Origin of the sequence: Aromatoleum aromaticum EbN1 (genome assembly GCF_000025965.1) — a bacterium.
GTDB classification, from domain to species: Bacteria; Pseudomonadota; Gammaproteobacteria; order Burkholderiales; family Rhodocyclaceae; genus Aromatoleum; species Aromatoleum aromaticum.
The window spans coordinates 4130282-4149073 of sequence record NC_006513.1 but is presented as its reverse complement, the minus strand read 5'-3'; the positions used below and the strand labels follow the sequence as shown (position 1 = coordinate 4149073).

At 66.7% G+C, this 18792-nt stretch carries 15 protein-coding genes; 10 read left to right on the top strand and 5 right to left on the bottom strand.

The annotated features are described in order from the left end of the window. The first annotated feature begins 78 nt into the window (after positions 1-78). The 5 genes from egtD to treS all read left to right on the top strand — a co-directional run bounded on the left by egtD (position 79) and on the right by treS (position 8969). Positions 79-1086: an L-histidine N(alpha)-methyltransferase gene (gene egtD / locus EBN1_RS19740; RefSeq protein ID WP_011239754.1), complete on the top strand. Its 1008-nt coding sequence runs from the start codon at positions 79-81 to the stop codon at positions 1084-1086. A gap of 126 nt (positions 1087-1212) precedes the next feature. Continuing rightward, positions 1213-1662 (top strand): YgaP family membrane protein, encoded by a 450-nt coding sequence (locus EBN1_RS19735; protein ID WP_041646624.1) that lies wholly within the window; start codon positions 1213-1215, stop codon positions 1660-1662. A 16-nt stretch (positions 1663-1678) separates the two neighbouring features. After that, positions 1679-3589, top strand: a complete 1911-nt coding sequence (gene glgB, locus EBN1_RS19730) for a 1,4-alpha-glucan branching protein GlgB (RefSeq protein ID WP_041646623.1) — start codon at positions 1679-1681, stop codon at positions 3587-3589. Further along, a complete protein-coding gene (locus EBN1_RS19725; RefSeq protein ID WP_011239751.1) occupies positions 3570-5612 on the top strand; it encodes an alpha-1,4-glucan--maltose-1-phosphate maltosyltransferase in 2043 nt (680 codons plus the stop codon). Before glgB ends, EBN1_RS19725 begins: the two co-directional genes overlap by 20 nt. A gap of 12 nt (positions 5613-5624) precedes the next feature. After that, the gene (treS, locus tag EBN1_RS19720; RefSeq protein ID WP_011239750.1) at positions 5625-8969 is read left to right on the top strand and encodes a maltose alpha-D-glucosyltransferase; all 3345 of its coding nucleotides are present in this window, start codon (positions 5625-5627) and stop codon (positions 8967-8969) included. 127 nt (positions 8970-9096) lie between these two features. On the opposite strand, the gene EBN1_RS19715 is transcribed toward treS, so the two are convergent. Beyond that, positions 9097-9651 (bottom strand): acyloxyacyl hydrolase, encoded by a 555-nt coding sequence (locus EBN1_RS19715; protein ID WP_011239749.1) that lies wholly within the window; start codon positions 9649-9651, stop codon positions 9097-9099. 497 nt (positions 9652-10148) lie between these two features. Between EBN1_RS19715 and EBN1_RS19710 the strand changes: the two genes are divergently transcribed. The 5 genes from EBN1_RS19710 to EBN1_RS19690 all read left to right on the top strand — a co-directional run bounded on the left by EBN1_RS19710 (position 10149) and on the right by EBN1_RS19690 (position 14529). After that, positions 10149-11309 carry a hypothetical protein gene (locus tag EBN1_RS19710; RefSeq protein ID WP_011239748.1) on the top strand — a complete coding sequence of 387 codons (1161 nt, stop codon included), beginning with the start codon at positions 10149-10151 and terminating at the stop codon, positions 11307-11309. A 71-nt stretch (positions 11310-11380) separates the two neighbouring features. Then, the gene (locus tag EBN1_RS19705; RefSeq protein ID WP_011239747.1) at positions 11381-12130 is read left to right on the top strand and encodes a ferritin-like domain-containing protein; all 750 of its coding nucleotides are present in this window, start codon (positions 11381-11383) and stop codon (positions 12128-12130) included. Between the two features lie 62 nt (positions 12131-12192). Continuing rightward, positions 12193-13059, top strand: coding sequence for an SDR family oxidoreductase (locus EBN1_RS19700; protein ID WP_011239746.1), 867 nt, complete (start codon positions 12193-12195; stop codon positions 13057-13059). A 92-nt stretch (positions 13060-13151) separates the two neighbouring features. Next, positions 13152-13496 carry a four-helix bundle copper-binding protein gene (locus EBN1_RS19695; RefSeq protein ID WP_011239745.1) on the top strand — a complete coding sequence of 115 codons (345 nt, stop codon included), beginning with the start codon at positions 13152-13154 and terminating at the stop codon, positions 13494-13496. A 193-nt stretch (positions 13497-13689) separates the two neighbouring features. Next, the gene (locus tag EBN1_RS19690; protein WP_041646622.1) at positions 13690-14529 is read left to right on the top strand and encodes a hypothetical protein; all 840 of its coding nucleotides are present in this window, start codon (positions 13690-13692) and stop codon (positions 14527-14529) included. On the opposite strand, the gene EBN1_RS19685 is transcribed toward EBN1_RS19690, so the two are convergent. Genes EBN1_RS19685 through EBN1_RS19670 form a run of 4 tightly spaced genes read right to left on the bottom strand, consistent with a single transcriptional unit; the run spans position 14526 to position 18779 of the window. Beyond that, the gene (locus EBN1_RS19685; RefSeq protein ID WP_011239743.1) at positions 14526-15311 is read right to left on the bottom strand and encodes an N-formylglutamate amidohydrolase; all 786 of its coding nucleotides are present in this window, start codon (positions 15309-15311) and stop codon (positions 14526-14528) included. The genes EBN1_RS19690 and EBN1_RS19685 overlap by 4 nt on opposite strands. After that, the gene (locus EBN1_RS19680) at positions 15272-16579 is read right to left on the bottom strand and encodes a carboxylate-amine ligase (protein WP_011239742.1); all 1308 of its coding nucleotides are present in this window, start codon (positions 16577-16579) and stop codon (positions 15272-15274) included. Before EBN1_RS19680 ends, EBN1_RS19685 begins: the two co-directional genes overlap by 40 nt. Then, the gene (locus EBN1_RS19675; RefSeq protein WP_011239741.1) at positions 16576-18045 is read right to left on the bottom strand and encodes a RimK family alpha-L-glutamate ligase; all 1470 of its coding nucleotides are present in this window, start codon (positions 18043-18045) and stop codon (positions 16576-16578) included. Before EBN1_RS19675 ends, EBN1_RS19680 begins: the two co-directional genes overlap by 4 nt. Further along, on the bottom strand, positions 18042-18779 hold the full coding sequence (locus EBN1_RS19670; RefSeq protein ID WP_041646621.1) for a cysteine peptidase family C39 domain-containing protein: 738 nt from the start codon (positions 18777-18779) through the stop codon (positions 18042-18044). The genes EBN1_RS19675 and EBN1_RS19670 overlap by 4 nt, the downstream gene beginning before the upstream one ends. Positions 18780-18792 lie beyond the last annotated feature (13 nt).

Here is an 18792-nt window from a genome sequence, read left to right as displayed (position 1 = left end):
CGGGCCGTGGTTTTGCCATGCGCCCGAGGCGGCTGGCCCCCTCCGCGGCCGGTGCCGGACGATTGCAGGGGGACGCCGATGCAGATGAGTGACCCGGGCAAAGGCCCGTTGTGGAAAGCACCGACAACAGATGGGGCGCAGCATCCCCTGCCGGATGGGGCGGAGGATGACGACTTCTGCAATGCGCTGCTTGCCGGACTGGCAACGATACCGAAACAGGTGTCGTGCAAGTTTTTTTATGACGCCGAAGGCTCGGCGCTGTTCGACCGCATCTGCACGCTGCCGGAGTATTACCCGACCCGCGTCGAATTCGCCCTTCTCGAACGCCACGCAGCCGAACTGGCCGGGCTCATCGGTCCGGACGTGGAGCTCGTCGAGTTCGGCGCGGGCTCGGGCCGCAAGGTGCGGCGGCTGCTCGACGCGCTGCAACGGCCGCGTGCCTACGTTCCGGTCGACATCTCGGGCGAACATCTGCAGCAGGCCGCGGGCCGGCTGAGGGCGGATTACCCGCGGCTCGAGATCCGGCCGGTCGTCGCCGATTACACGCGTGCGTTCGATCTTCCGGCAAGCCTGCCCGGGGCGCAGCGTCGTGTGGGTTTTTTTCCCGGTTCGACGATCGGCAATTTCGCGCCGGAAGAGGCGACCGGATTCCTCGGCATGGCTGCGGTTTTGCTGGAGGGCGGCGGTCTGCTGATCGGCGTCGACCTGGTCAAGGAGCCGGCGCTTCTGCATGCCGCGTACAACGATTCAGCGGGTGTCACTGCGGCCTTCAACAAGAATCTGCTGGCACGGGCGAACCGCGAGCTCGGTGCGGATTTCACCGACGACGGTTTCGCCCATTACGCGTTCTACCAGCCGCTCGCGCGACGCGTGGAAATGCATCTGGTCAGCCTCGCCGCCCAGCGGGTGCGGGTTGCCGGCCGGGAATTCCGTTTCGCCGCCGGCGAGACGCTGCACACCGAGAATTCCTACAAGTACACCATCGACGGGTTCCGCTCGCTGGCCGAACAGGCGGGGTTTGTGCCGCGCGGATACTGGATCGATGCGGCACGCCTGTTCAGCCTGCACTGGCTCGAAGTGGCCTGACCGGCCTGCGACGCCAAGGCACGGCGCTTGCGGATGGCGACAGCGCCGCGACGGCAAGGCTGCTGCTTTGCCGGCCCGGCCCCGTTCGCGTCCGCTCTTAGCGCTTTGAGCTTTCAGGAGGCAGCCATGTTGTCATCGACCGTAGACCGCGTCCCGGCGCATACCGCAGCCCACATCAACCAACGGATCCGGCAGCTCACACAGGAGAACGTCGAACGCGCGTCGCTCGGCGGGCCGGCGCAGATCGACCGGCGGCTCGCGGAACTGGACGAGGAGTGGGACATCGAGCGTACGCTCGAAGCGAATGCCGCTTCGGTGGTGCTCGCCGGCACGGCGCTGGCGGTGTTCGTCGATCGCCGCTTCCTGGCGCTGCCCGCGCTCGTCGGCGCGTTCCTGCTGCAGCATGCGCTGCAGGGCTGGTGCCCGCCGCTGCCGCTGTTCCGGCGCCTGGGCGTGCGCACCGCGGGCGAGATCGAGGAGGAGCGCCGCGCCCTGCAGGCGATGCGCAACGGCACGCCCCGCGCGCCCGGCTCCCCGGTCCGCAGTGCGGGCGCCGCGATCGAACGGATCCGCTGACCAGGCGGGGGACCGGATGGACGCCACGACGACGCACAGCCGCCTCTCCGAACACGACATCTACCTGTTCCGGGAGGGTTCGCACGGCCGGCTCTACGACAAGCTCGGCTGCCAGTTAGACGAGGCCGGCGCGCATTTCGCCGTGTGGGCGCCGAACGCGCGGGCGGTAGCGGTGATCGGGAGCTTCAATGCGTGGCGCGACGATGCCGCAGTGCTGCGTCCGCGTGACGACGGGTCGGGCATCTGGGAAGGTTTCGTCGCCGGCGTCGCGGCGGGTGACGTCTATAAGTACAGCATCGTGTGCCAGGACGGGCGCGTCGCCGAGAAGGCCGACCCGTTCGCGCAGTATGCGGAGGTACCGCCGGCGACCGGTTCGCGCGCGTGGCGCAGCGCTCACCGCTGGGCCGACGACGCGTGGATGGCCGGGCGCGCCCGTGCGAACGCGCTCGATGCGCCGTTCAGCATCTACGAACTGCACCTCGGCTCGTGGCGTCGCGCGCAGGACGGTGCGCTGCCGGGCTACCGCGAGATCGCGCCGCAGCTCGCCGCGTACGTCGTCGAGTGGGGCTTTACGCATGTCGAACTGATGCCGCTCTCGGAGCACCCGTTCTACGGTTCGTGGGGTTACCAGACGACCGGCTATTTTGCCGCGACGGCGCGCTACGGCACGCCGGACGACCTGATGTTCCTGATCGACACGCTGCACCAGGCGGGCGTCGGCGTGATCCTCGACTGGGTGCCGTCGCATTTTCCGAGCGATGCGCACGGCCTGGCCGAGTTCGACGGCACCTACCTGTACGAACATGCGGACCCGCGCCAGGGGTTCCACCCGGAATGGCATTCGTGCATCTTCAATTACGGGCGCCACGAAGTGTGTGCGTTCCTGCTGTCGTCCGCGCTGTTCTGGCTTGAACGCTTCCATATCGACGGGCTGCGTGTCGATGCGGTCGCGTCGATGTTGTATCTCGATTACGGCCGCCAGCACGGCGAGTGGGTGCCGAACCGCTACGGCGGCCGGGAGAACCTCGACGCGGTCGCGTTCCTGCGGCGGCTCAACGAGGCGGTGTATCGTGACCACCCGGGGGTGCAGACGATCGCGGAAGAGTCGACTGCGTGGCCGATGGTGTCGCGCCCGCTGTATGTCGGCGGCCTGGGCTTCGGCATGAAATGGAACATGGGCTGGATGCACGACTCGCTCGACTATTTCCGCCACGACCCGCTGTTCCGCAAGTTCCACCACGGCCGGATCACGTTCTCGATCTGGTACGCGTTCCACGAGAACTTCGTGCTGCCGCTGTCCCACGACGAAGTCGTCTACGGCAAGGGCTCGCTGATCGGCAAGATGCCCGGCGACAGCTGGCAGCAGTTCGCCGGGCTGCGCGCGCTGTTCGGCTACATGTGGGCGCATCCCGGCAAAAAGCTGCTGTTCATGGGCGGCGAGTTCGGCCAGCGGCGCGAATGGACGCACGAGGGCGAACTCGAATGGTGGGTGCTCGACCGGCCGGAACACGCCGGATTGCGGCACTGGGTCGGCGACCTGAACCGCTTGTATCGCGAGCGCGCCGCGCTGCACGAGCTCGATTTCGACGAAGCCGGTTTCCAGTGGATCGACAGCGACGACAGCGAAAACAGCGTGCTGTCGTTCCTGCGCAAGTCGCGCAACGGCGCCACTGTCCTCGTCATCTGCAATTTCACGCCGGTGACGCGGCCGAACTACACGCTTGGCGTGCCGCGCGCCGGGTTCTGGCGCGAGGCCCTCAACAGCGACGCGACGCTGTACGGCGGCAGCGGGGCGGGCAACCTGGGCGGCGTCGAAACCGTGCCGGTGCCTGCGCACGGCCATTACCAGTCGCTGACGCTGACGCTGCCGCCGCTGGCGGTGCTGTTCCTGATTCCGGAGGTCGACGATGCGCGCCCGGACAGCTGACGTAATCGATGATGCGCGCCGCGTGCCGGACGAAGGGCGGATTCGCGCAGTCATCGAATCGGTCACGCCGCAGGTCGACGGCGGTCGCTTTGCCGTCAAGCGCGTCGCCGGTGACGAGTTCGACGTCGAGGCCGACTGCTTCGCCGATGGTCACGACGCAGTGCTCGCGATGCTGTGCTGGCGGCGTGACCAGGACGAGCAGTGGCATGTGGTGCCGATGACGGCAATCGGCAACGACCGCTGGCGCGGGCGCATCAGGCTCGGCGAGATCGGGCGCTGCTGGTACACGGTCACGGCGTGGGTCGATGCGTTCGAGTCGTGGCGCCGGGATCTCGCGCGGCGCATCGAGCCCGACGACATCCGCATGGCGGGGCTGATCGGCGCCGACCTGATCGAGGAGACCGCCGAACGCGCGACGATCGGCGACGACCGCGAGCGGCTCGCGGCGTGGGCGCGGCGGCTGCGCGACGCGAGCCAGGCCGAAGGCGCGGATGCGCAGGCGCTCAAGGCGCTGGGGCTCGATGCGCGCTTCGGCGAGATCGCGGCACGCCATCCGGACCGCCGCTTCGCTGCCGTCCACCCGATGCTGCCGCTCGACATCGACCGTCCGCTCGCGCGCTTCGGCGCGTGGTACGAGCTTTTCCCGCGGTCGACCGCGCCCGTCGCCGGCGCGCACGGAACGCTGCGCAGCTGCGCCGACCGTCTCGCCGACATCGCCGCGATGGGCTTCGATGTGCTGTACCTGCCGCCGATCCATCCGGTCGGCCGCGAGCGGCGCAAGGGACCGAACAACGTGCTCGTCGCCGGGCCGGACGACGTCGGCAGCCCCTGGGCGATCGGCGCCGCGGAAGGCGGTCATCTTGCGGTGCACCCGCTGCTCGGCACCGTCGAGGACCTGCGCTACCTGATTGCGCGGGCGCGCGAACACGGCGTCGAGCTCGCGCTCGACATCGCGCTGCAGTGCGCGCCGGACCATCCCTGGGTCGCCGAGCATCCCGAGTGGTTTCGCCGCCGGCCCGACGGGAGCGTGCAGTACGCCGAAAACCCGCCGAAGAAATACCAGGATATCTACCCGTTCGACTTCGAGACCGGCGACTGGCAGGCGATGTGGCACGCGCTCGCCGGCATCTTCCGCCACTGGATCGCCGAAGGGGTGCGGATATTCCGCGTCGACAACCCGCACACCAAGGCTTTTCCGTTCTGGGAATGGGCGATCGCGAGCATCCGCCACGATCATCCGGACACGATCTTCCTCGCCGAAGCCTTCACGCGGCCGCGCGTCATGCACCGGCTCGCGAAGCTCGGCTTCACGCAGTCGTACACGTACTTCACGTGGCGCAACACGCGCGCCGAGCTCACCGATTATTTCACCGAGCTCGCGCACGGCCCAGGCGCCGGTTACTTCCGCCCGAACGTCTGGCCCAATACGCCCGACATCCTGCCCGAATATCTGCAGCTGGGCGGCCGGCCGGCGTTCGTCGTGCGCCTCGTGCTCGCGGCGACGCTGGCGGCGACCTACGGCATCTACGGTCCGGCATTCGAGCTGATGGAGCACGTGCCGCGCGAGCCGGGCAGCGAGGAATACCTCAATTCCGAGAAATATCAGCTGCGCGAATGGGACCTCGATCGGCCCGACAGCCTCGCCGCGCTGATCGGGCGCGTCAATCGCGTGCGCCGCGACAATCCGGCGCTGCATGACAACACGTCGCTGCGTTTCCTGCCTATCGACAACGACCAGCTGATCGCGTACTCGAAGACGGCGGAGGCAGGCGACAACATCGTCGTCGTCGTCGCGAATCTCGATCCGCACAACGTCCATTCGGGCTGGCTCGACCTCGACCTCGGCGCGTTGGGCATCACGCCCGGGACGAGCTTCCAGATGCACGACCTGCTGTCCGGTGCGCGTTATCTGTGGAGCAGCGCGCGCAACTTCGTGCGCCTCGACCCGCAGCGCGTTCCGGCGCACCTTTTCGTGCTGCGCCGCCGCGTGCGCAGCGAACGCGATTTCGACTACTTCCTGTAAAGGCTGTCGACGATGGATCTGTTGCCCGCAATGGCCGCGCCGGACAAGGAAACCGACGACGGGCTCTGGTACAAGGACGCGGTGGTGTACGAGCTGCACGTCAAGGCGTTCTTCGACGCCAACGACGACGGCGTCGGCGACTTCAACGGTCTGACGCGCAAGCTCGACTACATCCGCGACCTCGGCGTCAACACGATCTGGCTGCTGCCGTTCTACCCGTCGCCGCTGAAGGACGACGGCTACGACGTCGCCGACTACCACGGAGTACTGCCGGCGTACGGCACGCGCGCGGATTTCCGGCAATTCGTCCGCGAGGCGCACCGGCGCGGCCTGCGCGTGATCACCGAACTGGTCGTCAACCACACGTCGGACCAGCACGCGTGGTTCCAGGCCGCGCGCCGCGCCCCGGCCGGGTCGTCGAAGCGCAACTATTACGTGTGGAGCGATGATCCGACGCGCTACAGCGGCACGCGCATCATCTTCACCGACACCGAGACGTCGAACTGGGCGTGGGATCCGGTCGCGAAGTCGTATTACTGGCACCGCTTCTTCAGCCACCAACCGGACCTGAACTTCGAGAACCCGAACGTGCTGAAGGCAGTGCTGCGCACGATGCGCTTCTGGCTCGACATGGGCGTCGACGGCTTCCGCCTCGATGCGATTCCGTACCTGCGCGAGCGCGAAGGGACGAACAACGAGAACCTGCCCGAAACGCACGACGTGATCCGCGAGATCCGCAAATGCATCGACGCGCACTACCGCGGCCGCGTGCTGCTCGCCGAAGCGAACCAGTGGCCCGAGGACGTGCGCGAGTATTTCGGTGACGGCGACGAATGCCACATGGCTTACCACTTCCCGCTGATGCCGCGGCTCTTCATGGCGGTCGCGCAGGAAGACCGCTTCCCGGTCGTCGACATCATGCGCCAGACACCGGACATCCCCGAAAACTGCCAGTGGGCGATCTTCCTGCGCAACCACGACGAGCTGACGCTCGAGATGGTCACCGACCGCGAGCGCGACTACATGTGGCAGTTCTTCGCCAACGACCCGCGCATGCGCATCAACGTCGGCATCCGGCGGCGGCTGGCGCCGCTGCTCGAGAACAGCCGCGACCGCGTCGAGCTGATGAGCTTCCTGCTGCTGACGATGCCCGGTTCGCCGATCCTTTATTACGGCGACGAGCTCGGCATGGGCGACAACGTCTTCCTCGGCGACCGCGACGGCGTGCGCACGCCGATGCAATGGACGCCGGACCGCAACGCCGGGTTCTCGCGCGCCGACCCGCAGCAGCTCTACCTGCCGCCGATCATGGACCCGATCTACGGCTTCCAGGCGATCAACGTCGAAGCGCAGGCGCGCAACCCGCATTCGCTGCTGAACTTCACGCGGCGGCTGATCGCGATGCGCAACAGCTCGCGCGCGTTCGGCCGCGGCATGCTGCGATTCCTCGAGCCGGGCAACCGCAAGGTGCTCGCTTACCTGCGCGAGTATCGCGACCAGAGCGTGCTGTGCGTGGCGAACCTCGCGCGCACGCCGCAGGCGGTCGAACTCGACCTCGCGCGCTTCGAGGGACGCGTGCCGGTCGAGATCGTCGGCCGCGTGCCGTTCCCTCCAGTTGGCAAGCTGCCATATCTGCTGACGCTCGCCGGCCACGGCTTCTTCGCCTTCGAGCTGTCGGCCGATGCGCCGCCGCCGAACTGGCACGAGGAGCGGCTGCCGCAGACCGAGCTGCCGATCCTCGTGCTCACCGAAGGCTGGCGCACGTTCTTCCGCGGCCACCAGGGCGGCAGCGCGGTGCGCCGCGCGATCGCCACCCGCAGCCGTGACCAGCTGCAGAACGAAGTGCTGCTGCCGTACCTGCAGGCGCGACGGTGGTTCGCAGCGAAAGGCGAGACGGTGACGCGCATCGAAGTCGTCGAGGAGCAGGAATGGGCCGCCGGCGGCGGCAACTGGCTGCTCGCGCTGCTCGAAGTCAGCCTGGCGAGTGGATCGTCGCACCTGTACTTCCTGCCGCTCGGCATCGCGTGGGAGACGGCCGGTGACAACCCGGTCGATCGTTTCGGCGCGGCGGCGCTCGCCCGTGTCCGCGAGAAGGCGCGCATCGGCATCCTCTACGACGCGTTCATCGATCCGGTGTATTGCCGCGCGCTCGGCCAGAGCATGGGCGGGGGCGGACCGCAGCCGCTCGGCGGCGGCAGCCTGCGCTTCACGGCGAGCGAACACTATGCGCGGTTCGCCGAGGCGCTCGGCGACGAGGTGCGCCAGCCGCTGCAGGAGCAGACCAACACCGGCGTGTTCTTCGGCTCGCGGCTGTACCTGAAAGGTTACCGGCGACTGCAGTTCGGCACCAACCCGGAAATCGAAGTCGGCTATTTCCTCGGCAGCGCGCCGGAGTTTTCACGCGTCGCGGCGGTCGCCGGCTCGGTCGAATACATCGCGCCCGACGGCCGGGTCGCGGCGCTGGCGATGCTGCAGGAATTCGTCGACAACCAGGGCAACGCGTGGGACTACACGCTGAATCATCTGGACCGGCTCTTTTCTCCCGATACCTGGCCCGCCGCGGCGGCCGACGAACCCGAGGCCGAGGGGATGGACCGGGTCTACCTGCTGCTCGCGCAGACGCTCGGGCGGCGCATCGGCGAGATGCATGCGGCGTTCGCGCACGGCACTGATCCGGCGTTTGTCCCGGAGCCGCTCGGCGACGCGGAAGTCGAAGCGTGGCGGGCTCAGGTGATCGGCGATGTCGAGCGCACCCTGAGCCTTCTCGAAGCGGCGTTGCCGCGTCTGGACGAGCGCGCCCGCGACGAGGCGAGACAGGTGCTGGCGGCGCACCACCTGCTGGTCGCACGCCTCGCCGGGCTCGACCTGGCTTCACCCGGCCTCGTGAAAACGCGGCTGCACGGTGACCTGCATCTTGGGCAGGTGCTGATCGTGCAGAACGATTTCGTCATCGTCGATTTCGAAGGCGAGCCGGCGCGGTCGATCGACGAGCGGCGATGCAGGCATTCGCCGCTGCGGGACGTCGCCGGCATGCTGCGTTCGTTCGACTACGCGGTACGCACAGTTGGATACCACCACCTCCAGGCGCGCCCCGAGCACGCCGAGGCGCTCGCGCGCGCGCTGCCCGAATGGAAGGAGGGAGTGGTCCGGAGCTTCATGCAGGCGTACGGCGAGGTCGTCGCGCCGCTGCCTTCCGTTCCGCCGGACGCGGCCGTCGCGGCGGATTTCGTGACGCTGTTCGTCATCGAGAAGCTGCTCTACGAACTGCGCTACGAACTGGACAACCGTCCGGAATGGGTACGCATTCCGCTCTCGGCGCTCGCGGAAATTGCGGCGTCGCCGCAGGGAAGCCATTGACCCGACCAAATACCGTTCGGGCTGAGCTTGTCGAAGCCTTGGCAGCGCCTTTCGACAAGCCTGGCCTGCGCGAAGTCGAAAGGCTCAGAGCGAACGGTTGTAACGGTTATATTTGATTGCCGTCCTGTCAGAAGCGATGGCTGACCGTGAGCTGGAACACCTCGATGCCGTGATTCGGTTGCTTCAGCCCGGCATTCGAATAATGGCTCAGCCGCAAGCCCACTGACGTCTCGCCTTCGCCCCCGGCCCTGCCTCCCCATGCGATGCCGGCGCCGATCAGTTCGCCGAACTGGAAGCGGGTGGACAGGTTCCTGCGTCCGACTTTTTTTTCCGAGAACAGGTGCAGGCCGAGGCCCGCCTCGAGATAGGGGTACGCGCCGCTACGAATCGGAGAGATGCGGAACGTCGCAAAAGCGCCTGCCTGGGCCGCTTTGTCCGAATGGCTGCGGAGGAGGTTCAACTGGAGTTCCGGGTGACTGGCAATGCGCCAGTTCTTCCATTCGGCGCGATACCAGACTGGCAGCAGCCACTGCACTCCGACGCTATCGACCGAGTCGTAGCTTCCGGCCTGCAACGCGACGCCCTGAGCGGCGGGGCACGTGGTCGCCGCAGCGAACAACGCCAGCGCGAACGACATGCCGCCGGCCAGTCCGGGCGGTCGCCAGCGGCGCGTGAAGCGCAAGGATCTGCCTCGTGTTGCCGGACGACTGCGCGCCGCCATTGCCCGCAACCGGAAATCTGCCGGGGTGACGCGTTGCACGGCGCCGGGGAGTAGGAGTGGGAGTGGCGAAATCGTCTGCACGATGACTCTCCTGTCCGTTGTTGTTGTTTGTTTCGCGCCACACGGCGACGGCAATGATTCACCTTAGCAACCTCGCTGCCTGCGTGCCGAGAGAGTTGTTTCACTTGTCGACGCTGGCCCGCTGAGCGGAAGCGACGCATATTTCTTACTCGCACTTGTAATTTCTACAGCCGGCGTGGAGAAAATTCCCACGACATCGCAGCGGCGACGGCGCGCGGAAGAGATGGACGTGGTCTTTATTCCCACGTCGACAGGGCGCGAAGCTGTCATGGCCCTGCTGATGCCGTAGGCACGGGATTTGCAAGATTTTCCCGTGATGAGGCACGAGCCTGTCCGGCCCGAGCCCCCTGAAGTCTTATCGTCCGGAGGGAATTGCCGTGGATCTGCTCGGAAATAAAGGGGTACCGATCGACAAGCAGTCTTTGACGTGGAAGGACATGGCGGGAAAGCCGATCAGCAAGCTCGACGATGAGGCTTTCACGCGCGTACGCATCCTCCTGATGAATGCGCTCGAGCTCGACGCGCTGCGGCTGTCCCACATGGGGATGCGGATGAACAGCGAACTGCGACAGTCGCTTGCCCGGATTCGCCGCATCGAGCAACACCAGGCAACGGCAGTGAACTGGTTGTTGTCGGCCGACCATTCGCCGCTGGAGACGACGATCGCGTACGAACAGGTCGCCGTCGAAGTGACTGCCGCGGTCGCCCAGCGCGAACCGGACGCGTATCTCGCCCAGGTCTACCGCTTCGGGCTGCTCGAGGATTTCGATCATCTCTATCGCTACTCGGCGCTGCTCGACCGGCTCGAAGGCAAGGATTCGAACAACATCCTGCAGGGGCACACCGACATCGCCCCGGGCCGTCCGACCGTCGACGGCCATCGCGCGTCGGTCGATGACCTGCGGCTGCCGCACGGCCGGGATGCCACGCTCCTGACGAAGCTGCATGCGACGCTGATCACCGCTGCCGAATACCAGACGCACGACTACTACATGACGATCGGCCCGATGTTCGCCGATCCGGTCGCGCGGCAGCTGTACGCGGAGATCGCGTCGGTCGAGGAGCAGCACACGACACAGTACGGCTCGCTGCTGGACCCGCGGCAAAGCTTCCTGGAACTGTGGTTGCTCCATGAGGCGACCGAAGTCTACGGCTACTACAGCTGCGCCCAGTCTGAAAGCAATCCGCGCATCCGTGAAATGTGGGAGCGTTTCTGCGACTACGAACTGGGCCATCTGCATCACGTGTGCGACCTGTTCAAGCAGTACGAGAAGCGCGATCCGGCCGAAGTGCTGGGGCGAACGCTGCCGGCGCCGCTCGAGTTCAAGAGCCAGCGTGACTTCGTCCGCGACGTGCTCGCAGCGGAAGTCGACCTGCGCGCGAACGGCGTGGATTTCGTCCAGTCCGCCCGCGAGAGTTCGGTATCCCGTGAATACCGCCGCAGGATCAATGCCGATGGGTCGCCCTCGACGCGAGTGGCGGCGGCTTATCACTGGACGTCGGGCACCGAACTCAACCGGTCGCTCAAAGCAGCATGAACTCGACACGGGATATCCACCCGCTGCTCGGGTGGTTATTCGGCGAAACCGAGTGTGTGGAAGGAAAGATCATGGATGACGGCACCGAACCTGGATTCAACCGCACCGGTGCACAGTCTTCGCCCTTGTCGGTCCACAGCATGCAGTTGTATGCAGACGAAAGGGTGCCGGAAGAGGTGAGCGCTGCCGACGAGATGCCCGACGGCAAGGAGGAAATCGCTGCCGTACGTGGCGACTACACGGTCGAGGCCGAACGCATCGGCTCGGTGCCGATGCCCGGCGTGCTGACCAGCGCATTCACTGCGGTGGTATCGAAGCTCGGCGCGAGAAAGCCCGAAGTACTGGTCGACAAGCTCGGCGAACGGCTCGCCTTCGAGCGTATCGGCGTGCGCCTTTACCAGGCACTGATGGACAAGGCGGCGGCGCTCGCCAGACAGCAGCGGATGCCGTTCTCGGTCGACGATCTGCAGCGCCTGCGCGATGACGAGCTGGCGCACATGCACGTGCTCGCTTCCGCGCTCGATTCGCTCGGCGCGGACTCGACTGCGCAGACGCCCGCTGCAGCTGTTTCCGCAGTCGCGATCAGCGGCCTGATGCAAGTCCTCACCGACCCGCGCACGACGCTCGTCCATTGCCTCGAAGCGATGCTGATCGCCGAGCTTGCCGACGATGCGAGCTGGGAGCTGCTGATCAGCCTGACGGCGGAAGCGGACCAGGACCAGTTCTTGCCCCAGTTCCGCAGCGCGCGCGACAACGAAAAGGCGCACGTGCGCCAGATCCGCGGCTGGCTGCAGACGGTCGTCCTCGGGGAAGCGCGCTGACCACCCGATGAATCGCAGGCCGCGGGCCGCGACGTGGCGCGATTCGCACGCGGAGACTTGCAATGAGCGACCAGGCAACCGTTGAGCAGATTCCAGCACAGCACCAGGACACGCAGCCGGGGCACGAGGAGCCGATGGTGCCGCGCCCCGAAGACGAAATGAAGCATTACCACGGCTCGGGCAAGCTCGCCGGAAAAACCGCGATCGTCACCGGCGGCGACAGCGGCATCGGGCGTGCGGTGTCGATCGGCTTCGCGAAGGAAGGCGCGGACGTGGCGGTGGTGTATCTGTGCGAGCACGAGGACGCGGAACATACGCAGCGGCAGATCGAGGCGCAGGGGGTGAAGTGCCTGCTGCTGGCCGGGGATGTCGGCGACGAGGCGTTCTGTGCGGACGTCGTCGAAAAGGTGATTGCGAAGTTCGGCCGCCTCGACATCCTGGTCAACAACGCCGCCGAACAGCATCCGCAGGAGGACTTGGCAGCGATCTCCCGCGAGCAGCTCGAACGCACTTTCCGCACCAACCTGTTCTCGATGTTCGACCTTACCCGCTGCGCGCTGGCGCACCTGAAAGAGGGCGCCTGCATCATCAACTCGACGTCGGTGACGGCGTACCGTGGCAGTTCGCACCTGATCGACTATTCGGCGTCGAAAGGCGCGATCGTGTCGTTCACGCGGTCACTTGCCCAGTCGCTCGCGAAGCGCCGCATACGCGTGAATGGCGTGGCCCCGGGCCCGATCTGGACGCCGCTGATCCCGGCGAGCTTCGAGGCTGAAAAAGTCGAGCATTTCGGCGAAAAGCAGCCTTTGGGCGGTGCTGGCCAGCCCGACGCGGTCGCGCCGAGCTACATTTTCCTCGCGAGCAGCGATTCGAGTTACATGACGGGGCAGGTGCTGCATCCGAACGGTGGCGAGATCGTCAACGGGTGACGTGCAGCGGGGACTGCGACCTGGCGGTACGGTGTTTGCAACACCCGCGTCACCGGCGCCAGTGCCGTACCTTTTTCAGAGGAGGTTTTCCGATGTCCCAACAAACCACGCTATCGCCTGAAATGCTGGCCTGCATCGAGCTGTGCCGGCGCTGTCAGATGGTCTGCCTCGGCATGGCGACGGGGCACTGTCTCGAAAAAGGCGGCCGCCATGTCGAGCCGGAACATCTGCGCACAATGATCGTCTGCGCGGAGATTTGCCAGGCGGCCGCGAACGTGATGGCGACCAACTCGACGCTGCACCGCCAGGTGTGCGCAGTCTGTGCCGACATCTGCGACGCGTGCATCAGCAGTTGTCGCGATCTCGACGAGATGGAGGAATGCATCTTCGCCTGCGAGCGGTGCAAGAATAGTTGTGAAGCAATGACCTCGGTGTGAGGAAGGGTGGGTGCCGTAAGTAGAAGTTACAGCGCGGCGTAAGAATTGCGCTTCCGGAGTGTCATCCGACCGCCCGTTTTGGGGAGTTTCGCCTGCCCCGACAGGGTTTCCGCAGGCGGTACGGATGTTGCTGATGGAATCGCGCGTTCGCTTGCGGACGAGCATTTCACCCTCTCAAACGGAAGGACAGACCATGGAAATCAGATCGGAAACCAGAAGCGTGGACCCCGTAGGCGTGAGCAGCGTAACGATCGAGCCGGAAGGCACTCCGCTGTACAGCATCCGCTGGAGCGCGGTGATCGCCGGTTTTGCCGTCGGTCTGGGCGTGCATGTGCTGTTCGTGCTGATCGGCATCGCCGCCGGTCTTGCCGTCGTCGGCGCGGGAGAGCGTCCGGAAGGAGGGAGCATCTCGATCGCCGCGGCGACGTGGAACACGGTCAGCATGCTGATCGCGGCGTTCATCGGCGGTTACGTCGCTTCCCGCTCGTCCGGCCTGCGGCGAACTTCCGACGGCATGCTGCACGGCGTCGTCTCCTGGGGGGCGACGATGCTGTTCTTTGCGATCCTCACCGGATCGGTTACTGGCAACGCGCTCGGCGGGATGTTCGGTATGGCGGCGAACACGGCGACGACGGCGGCAGCCTCGGCAGCCGCAGTGCCGGGCGAGTCCGGAGTCGGCGAGCTGTTGTCGAGCCTCGAACGCGGTGATCGGGCGGCAACCGTAAATGTGCTGCAGAACCGCTTCGGCATGAGCCCGGACCAGGCCAGTCGTGCCGCCGAGCAGGCTCTGGCGCTGACCGGCCGTTCGCCTTCCGGAGCCGATGCACAGGCCGGCGGCGGGGAGCGCATCGACGTCGCGCAGACCGCGTCGGCGGCGAGTGCCTGGTTGAGCGCCGCGATCCTGCTGTCGCTCCTGGCCGGCGCCGGTGGCGGCCTCCTCGGTGCGCGCGGTGCGCGGCGTCCGATCGTGCCCGAGCGCCATGAACGTCACGTATCGGCGACCCGGCGTCGTCATGTGCCGACTGCGGGCTAAGCGCGTTTCTCAAGCTCCAGCGCCTCGGCGAGCGAGGCGATGATCGCAGCCCGCAACGCGCGCCACTCGGCGCGCCCGGGCGCGACATGCCGCTGATTGACTTCGAGCTCGATGCCGACGTAGTCGGCGGCAGCGTGGTGGCGCCGCAGCCACGCACATAATCCGTCGGATTTTCCGGTGTAAGGGTAGTTGCGCCGCACTTTCAGGTGCGGCGCGCGCGCCTGAAGCGCCGCGATCCAGCGCGCGCTCAGCGCCACTTCGCCCGGACGGCCCGGATCGTAGAGGATGCCGACATCGGCGTTGCGCACGACGCCGTCGAACACTGGCGTGAAGCTGTGGCTCGACACATGGACGACCCGCTGTCCACGGCCGATCGAGGCGGCGACGAGGTCTTCGATCCGGCGCCGGTAGGGCAGGTAGTGGCGCGCCCGGATGCCCGCGCGGATGTCGGGCGGCGAGGCGGGGATCCATTCGGAGTGGAGCTTCCGATGGCTTGGGCTGCGGTTCAGGTCGACGAGAAGGCGCGTGGTCGTCGCCGCGACGAGCGGTGCGACGAGTGCCCGTGCCAGTTGGCGTGCGACCGTGAGGGCGCCCGGATCGTAGCCGCGGTGACTGTCGAGCGCGGCCTGTGCCCTCGCGAACAGCTCACGGTAACGCGGCGGCACGCGGTTGCCGCCGTGCTCGCAGGAAACGACGAAGGCGACCCGAGCGTCGCACCCTGTCGCGTCCGGTGCCGTGGATGCTACGTGGTCCCCTCGAACTGGCGGTTGTCGCGCAGGCATTCGCCCAGCTCCCGATAAACGTCGCGCATCTGCAACCGGCCGGCGTCCTCGCCGAGCGAGGCGACGATGCGGCGCGCGAGCGGGCCGCGCTCGAGGATCAGCTGCAGCGGTGCGTGCCAGCGCGGCGCGAGGCGGTCCTCGGCGACCAGCAGGTCGATGACGCGCGCCCACAACTCGTGCGCCCGGCATGGGCCGCAGTCGAGCCCGAGTTGCGCGAGATAGCTCGCGTCGTCGATCTGTGTCTGCTCGGCGTCGCGCAGGCACGCGCGAAACGTCCTCGCGAGGGCAGCGGTGCGGATCGTCGCGTCGGCATCGGGCGCGGAGTGGTACGAATCATAGAGACGCTGCACCAGCGCCGCGGTCACGGCGGCGATCGCCAAGTCTGCCTGCGGGCATTCCTGCACGTCGAGGACGCGGATCTCGATCGCGTTGCGCTCGAAGCGCGGGATCGCGGCGCGTACGTTCAGCCATTCGTGCTGCAGCACGCCGCCATCGCCGTATTCGGCCGCTTCGCGGTACATCGGCGCGAGGATCTGCGCGCGGTATTCGGCCGGGGAAGCGCTCGGGCGCGGAATGCACTCGCCGATCGACGAGGGCAGCTGGCGCTGGTGGTCGCGATACACTTCGAGGCGGTAATCCATGAATCCCGTCACGCGCCCGTCAGCGATCGGCGAGCTCGCTGCGAGCGCCGGCAGGATCGGCAGCACCAGGCGGATCGCGGCGTGCAGGCGGGCGAACTGCTCATCGTCGCCGAACGGCAGGTTCAGGTGCACGCTCTGCAGGTTTCCCCAGCCGTGGCGCCGGCAGTCGAAAATGCGGTCGTAGGTGCTGTAGAGCGCGCAGTTCTCGTGCGTCCACAGCCGTGTCTCGGTATGCGGGTCCATCCACGGATGCATGCCGCCGGGCAGGAGCTGCGCGCCGTGCCGCCCGAGCAGCGTGTTGATCGCGGTGATCTCGGCATGGAAAGCTTCGGGCAGCGCGTCGAGCGCAGCGGACGGGACGCGATTCTTGACTTCCAGCACATGCAGCGCGAGCTCGTTCGACCATCCCATGTCGCCCCGCACGACATCGGCCGCCGGATGTCCGGCACCGAGGCACAGCAATTCGTCCGCGACCGGGCGGACGTCGAGTCCGCCGCGGTCGACGATCATGTATTCGATCTCGACGCCGTAGCCGTCGAACACGCCCAGCACCGGGGCGCGGCTTGCGCAGGTCTGCCCGGCACCGTGCGGGCTTGTGCGGACGTGGGTCGGGTGTTCCGGACTCATGTCGGATTTCCTCCACTGCGGTCCTGTTCCAGGCGGCGCAGGAACACGCCCATCACTTCGCGATAGAGCGCGTCCTTCAGCACCCCGTCCTCGTTGCCGGCGTCGACGTTCGGGTTGTCGTTGACCTCGATGATGCAGCAGCGATTGCCGCTCTGCTTGATGTCGACGCCGTAGAAGCCGTCGCCGATCAGGTTCGCCGCCTGCAGCGCGATCGTCACGACGTCCTCGGGCGCTTCGCCGATAGCGAGCGCTTCGGTCGGACCTTCGTTGCGCCCGGTTTCGCTGCTGTGGTCGATGATCTGCCAGTGGCCACGTGCCATGTAATATTTACAGACGAAGATCACACGCCCGTCAAGAATGCCGACGCGCCAGTCGAATTCGGTCGGCAGCCACTCCTGGGCGACGATCAGGTCCGACATCTCGAGCAGTTCGGCGACTTTCGCGCGCAGCTCGTTTTCATCGCTGACCTTGTCGACGCCCACCGAGAACGAACTGTCCGGCTGCTTGAGCACGCACGGCAGCGCGAGCAACGGCACGATCTGGTCGATGTTGTCGCGGTGGATCAGCAGCGTACGCGGCGCCGGCAGGTTGTGGTGGGCGAGCAGTTCTGCGAGGTACACCTTGTTGTTGCACTTGAGGATCGAGTCCGGATCGTCGATGACGATCAGGCCTTCGGCTTTCGCCCGCCGTGCAAACCGGTAGGTGTAATGGTGGACGAAAGTCGTGTCGCGGATGAACAGCGCGTCGAACTCCGGCAGGCGGCCGAAATCGCCGGGCAGGATGAACTCGGGCTGCATGCCGAGCGCGGTCGCGGCCGCGGCGAACTTGCGCAGCGCTGCGGCGTTGGACGGCTGGTGGGCTTCTTCGGGATTGTGCAGGATCGCGATGCGAAAGCGTCGCGCGGCGCTCTGCGGGCCGGTGCTGCGCCGCGCGAAATGCCGTGCGGCGGCGTCGAATGCGAACTGCCGATGCTCCGGCGGGATGTCGTTGATGCCGATGAGGTCGATCGCGCGCGTCTGCCAGTGGCCCTTGACGCGCTCGAAGCGGGCTCGCAGCAGCGGCACCTGCAGCAGCTTGAAGAGCTGGCCGGCGAGCACGTTGTAGCGCTGCGCGACATTCAGGCCGAAATACACGCTCAGCTCGAACTGCGCAGACTTCAGCGGCGCGAGGGTCTGCTCGACAAGCTGTGCGAGCTCGCTCGTCAGCACCTGGACGAGGTTCTGCGACTGCAGGTCCTCGATCGTGCCGGCGGGCGGCCACGGCCGATGCCCGCGCGCCTCGGCGAGCAGCGAAACGTAGTAGCCGAGCTTCTGGTAGTGGAACGACTGGCACAGGTTGAACACGCGGGCCGAGCGGTCTTCGCCGTAGGCCGGGTCGGTCAGGTAACTGCGGGCGGGAACGACTGGCGGGCCGCTCTCGCCCAGCGGCCAGTCGCCGGGGTCTTCGACGACGATGAGCGAATTCACGACAGCTCCGGGTCGGCAGGCTTGGGCTTGCGCGGCGAGATCACCAGCAGGTTCGCGTCGTGGGTGACGATGCCCAGGAGTGTCGAAGCAATGACGCGATCCATCCTGATCCAGTATTCGCGCATGCCGCCGTAGGGATGGGGGCCGTACGGGTCGGCGACGAGCAGGCGGCGTGCCGGCCGATCGTATCCCGCGATGATGACGAAGTGCCCCGAGGGCGTGCCGCGCACGTCGTCCGGAATGTCGTTCGGGCCGAATTCCCGCGCAGTGCGGTACAGGAACGTCGAACTGAGCCCGGTGATGATCGGATACCGCCGGCGCAGCAGCCCGCGCAACATCGGCGGCGACAGGTCGGTGAACCGCAACCGCCCGCCGAGGCGCAGGAAATCGAGGTAACCCTCGGTGGCGTGCAGCAGGCGCGGGTTGTCCTTGACTTCGCGCTGCGCCTGCAGCCGCTCGGCGATGTCCATCCTGTTGCGGAACCAGGTCGGATCGAACACGGTGAGGTTGTATGTGTAGATCGTTGCTTCGAACCCGTTCGCGAGCGCGTCGCACGCGAGGAACACTGCGTAAGTGCCGCCATGGATCAGCGCGCGCGTGCGCCTGATCACCGCGTCGAGCGAGATGTCCTCGCCCCAGTACCGATACACCGCGTGCAGGCAGGTCGGCCCGCAAGTGGTTTCGGTCGGCTGGGGCAGGAGGTCGACGTTCAGTCGCAGCGACGCGGGCAGCACGGCGTGGGATCCT